This window comes from Microcoleus sp. BM001215392, from assembly GCF_036700185.1.
In the GTDB taxonomy this organism is placed as follows: Bacteria; Cyanobacteriota; Cyanobacteriia; order Cyanobacteriales; family Microcoleaceae; genus Microcoleus.
In genome coordinates, this window is the sequence record NZ_JAUBOJ010000536.1 from 1 (window position 1) to 3,918 (window position 3,918).

Sequence of the window (3,918 nt, forward strand, 5' to 3'; positions counted from 1 at the left end):
CCCCATGCCCCATGCCCCATGCCCCATGCCCCATGCCCCATGCCCTGTTTGACCAATGACTAATGATATTCGACGCTTCATTCCATTTTTTGACCCCAGCGTGTCTGAATGGGCGGCTGAAGCCCGGTGGCTGCGGTGGTTGACTTTTTTGTGGCTGTTTGTAGGGCTGACAGCATTGTTTTCCGCTTCCTATCCCATTGCCAATTCTGAATTGGGAGATGGGCTTTACTATTTTAAGCGGCAACTAATCGCAGTGGCGATCGGGCTGGCAGGTTTTAACTTAATGGTTTACTCCCCCCTGCGCTACCTGCTGAAAACAGCTCATTGGGGTATCCTGGTGCTGCTGGGATTGCTATGGTTGACCTTAATTCCGGGAGTGGGAACCACAGTCAACGGCGCAACTCGCTGGATATCTCTAGGCCCGGTGCCGATTATTCAACCTTCAGAGTTGATTAAGCCGTTTTTCGTTCTCCAAAGCGCCCGCATTTTTGGCAACTGGCCTCGGCTGACAAACAAAGTTCGGTTTACTTGGCTGTTAATCTTCGGTGCGATGCTGTTAGGAATTTTGTTACAGCCGAATTTGAGCACCACAGCTTTGTGCGGGATGACTTTGTGGTTGGTGGCTTTGGCTGCGGGATTGCCTTACTTGCAGTTGGGCGCAACGGCTATGGGCGGAATGCTGCTGGCGGTTTCAAGTATTACTTTTCGGGAATATCAGCGCCGTCGGATTATGTCTTTTCTCAATCCTTGGGCAGATGCGATGCAGGATGGCTATCAGTTGGTTCAAAGCCTGCTAGCTGTGGGTTCTGGCGGAGTTTGGGGCGTTGGTTTGGGAATGTCGCAGCAAAAGTTATTTTATTTGCCAATTCAGTACAGCGATTTTATTTTTGCTGTGTTTGCTGAGGAGTTTGGTTTGGTGGGGGGTTTTGGGCTGTTACTGATGTTGGCGGCTTACGCTACGGTGGCTTTGAGAGTGGCGATGCGGGCGCGGAATGCTGAATCTCAGTTGGTGGCGATTGGGGTGATGGTGGTGATGGTGGGACAGTCGCTGCTGAATATTGGGGTGGCGACGGGGGTTTTGCCGACTACGGGTTTGCCACTGCCGTTTTTTAGTTATGGCGGTTCTTCGATGGTGGCGAGTTTTTTGTTGTCGGGGTTGCTGATTCGCGTGGCTAGGGAGGGTTCTGAGGCTGAGGTGGTTTCTCTGGATGGACGCAGGGGACAGCCGGGTAAGCCGAAGTTACGATCGCCCAACGGCACAGCACAAACCGAGTAATTTGTCAAGTTATTTCTGAGAAGCCCGACTAGAAACAATATTTTCGTATTCAAACCTAGTTTCTGCGTCCGCCCCAATATCACGCACCAATCCCGCGAATCCAATTGTGCACTGCATTCAACAAATCATCTCCATCCGCCACAAAACCTGTTAACGGCAATTCCAGCGGTGTATCGGTAATCCAGGCGATGTGAATTCCCATGTGAGTGTCGGCGAGTTTGCGGGTGAAAGATGAAAGCGCATCTTCGCAGGGGCACGAGTGCAAAATTAAGGCGATGTGCTGTTTTTGGAGGCGGTTTTTGAGTTGGGGAATTAATCGCTTGAATTCGGGGGCGTTGCGAATGGCGGGGATGTCTGTATCTGCGGGGAAGATTGTTTGATATAGTTGGGTACAGAGTTCTTGGGCGATCGCACTTGTATCGGTTTCGCCTTCTAGGGCGCGAATGTTGAGGGGAACGGGGCAGGTTTTATCAGTGGGTTGGAGTTGTTTTAGGAGTGTGGGGATGTCTGTATTTTGTCGGTGGTTGTCCGGTATTGGGGAATTGGTGGGTTGGGTGTGCCATGCTTGATGAAATTCTTGGTAAGTCATCTTTTCGGCGCAGTCCGAGAGGACTTGATAGCAGTTTTCATAGCGCTTAAAATCGTTTTCATAGATTTCGGAAGTTAGGCAATCTTTCAATCCAGATACTGCTGTGACGAAATATTTACCTTTCATGATTTCCCCTAAGCTATCTGCCGCTTGCCTCCGGGTATTTTCATCACCTGTATAGCGGATTAACTCGACTAAAGTGGCGATCGCAACTGGGTTATCTTTGCCGATTTTCCCTAAGATGTTTACAGCTTGCCTCCGGGTATCTTCATCCTGAGAAGTACCGAGCAACTCGACTAAAGGGGAGATTGCATCTGGATTATCTTTGTCTATTTCCCATAAACTTTTTACAGCTTGCCTCCGGGTATCTTCATTACCTGAATTGCGGATTAACTCGACTAAAGTGGATATCGCAAATTGGTTATCTTTGTCTATTTTCACTAAGCTATCTGCCACTAAAAGCCTAGAATATTCACTATCTAAATTGCGGATTAAATTGACTAAAGTGGATATCGCAAATTGGTTATCTTTGTCTATTGCACCTAAGCTTTTTGCCGCTAGCCACTGGTTATCTTTATTGTCCGAATTGCGGATTAAATTGACTAAAGTGGATATCGCAAATTGGTTATCTTTGTCTATTTTACCTAAGCTTTCAGCGGCTAGCCACTGGGTATATTCATCACCTGAAGTGCGGATTAACTCGACTAAATCCGAGATAGCAACTGGGTTATCTTTGCCTATTTCAAATAGGATCATTGCCGCTATTCTCCGGCGGATATTTGCCTTAGCTGAATCGCAGATAAACTCAACCAAAGCGGAGATAGCAACTGTGTTATTTTTGCCTATTGCGAATAAGATTAATATCGTTTGCCTCCAGGTATACTCATCATCTGAATTACGAATTAATTCGACTAAAGTGGAGATCGCAAGCTGGTTATCTTTGTCTATATTTCCTAAGCTTTCTGCCGCTACCATCCTGGTGATTTCACCACCTGAATTGCGGATTAACTCGACTAAAGCTGAGATAGCTTCTGGGTTATCTTTGCCTATTTCCCCTAACCTTTCTCCAGCTATTCGCCGGGTCTCTTCATTCTGAGAAGTACCGATTAACTCGACTAAAGTGTAGATTGCAACTTGGTTGTCTTTGTCTATTTTCCATAACATATATGCCGCTATCCGCCTGGTATTTTCATTACCTGAATTGCGGATTAACTCGACCAAAGCGGAGATTGCTTCTGGATTATTTCCGCCTATTTTACCTAAGATTTCTGCCGCTTCGCTCTGGATGTTTTCATCACCTGAATTGCAGATTAAGTGGACTAAAGCGGAGATAGCTTCTTGGTTGTTTTTGCCTATTTTACCTAATATATGTGCGGCCTCCAACCGGGCATTTAGATTGCCTGAATTGTGAACTAACTCGACTAAAGTGGATATCGCCACTGGGTTATTTTCGTCTATTTGCCCTAAGCTTTTTGCGGCTAGCCGCTGAGTATATTCATCACATGGATTGCGAATTAACTCGACTAAAGCGGATATCACCACTGGATGATATTTGCCTATTTTACCTAAGCTTTCTGCAGCTCGCCACTGGGTATATTCATCACCTGAAGTGCGGATTAACTCGACTAAAGCAGATATCGCCCTTTCCCTATCCGTCTCTTTCAGTATCTCCCTTGTTCTTGCGGCAACCAGTGGATCGAGAGATGTTTGCCATTCCTGTTTTTCCTCATCAAAATAACCAAATCCCCACTTAACAATTCGGGACACAATCTCATCAGCAAGGCGACAATCCTTAAACTCAGCAATCCCAGCAGCCGCTAGAAAATATGCACGATAATTATAAAAATCACCACACCCATCCTCAAACTCAACCAACGCCTTAATAAAAGCTTCCTTCTCCTCCTTCCCTACTTCCTCCCGCCCCAACCACAGCAAAATAACCTCCTTCCACTGCTTCTCAAAAATGCGATATCGAGCATCAGGATGTTGCGGATTTTCAGGAATATGATTCAAGAAAAAGTGCCAATCCTCAACCGCCAACGCCGCAAAATAT

General features: G+C 46.4%; 2 protein-coding genes. One reads left to right on the forward strand and one right to left on the reverse strand.

Going from position 1 to position 3,918, the window contains the following annotated elements; genetic code table 11:
* Positions 1–55 precede the first annotated feature (55 nt).
* Positions 56–1,276: an FtsW/RodA/SpoVE family cell cycle protein gene (locus tag QT974_RS32190; RefSeq protein WP_333472435.1), complete on the forward strand. Its 1,221-nt coding sequence runs from the start codon at positions 56–58 to the stop codon at positions 1,274–1,276.
* Positions 1,277–1,355: 79 nt separating this feature from the next.
* Here QT974_RS32190 and QT974_RS32195 read toward each other — a convergent pair.
* On the reverse strand, positions 1,356–3,918 hold a 2,563-nt coding region (locus QT974_RS32195), incomplete at its 5' end, for a HEAT repeat domain-containing protein (RefSeq protein ID WP_333472436.1).

Bases quoted from the DNA above. Each gene is read 5' to 3' on its own strand.
- QT974_RS32190 (WP_333472435.1), top strand. From the start codon at position 56: ATGACTAATGATATTCGACGCTTCATTCCATTTTTTGACCCCAGCGTG.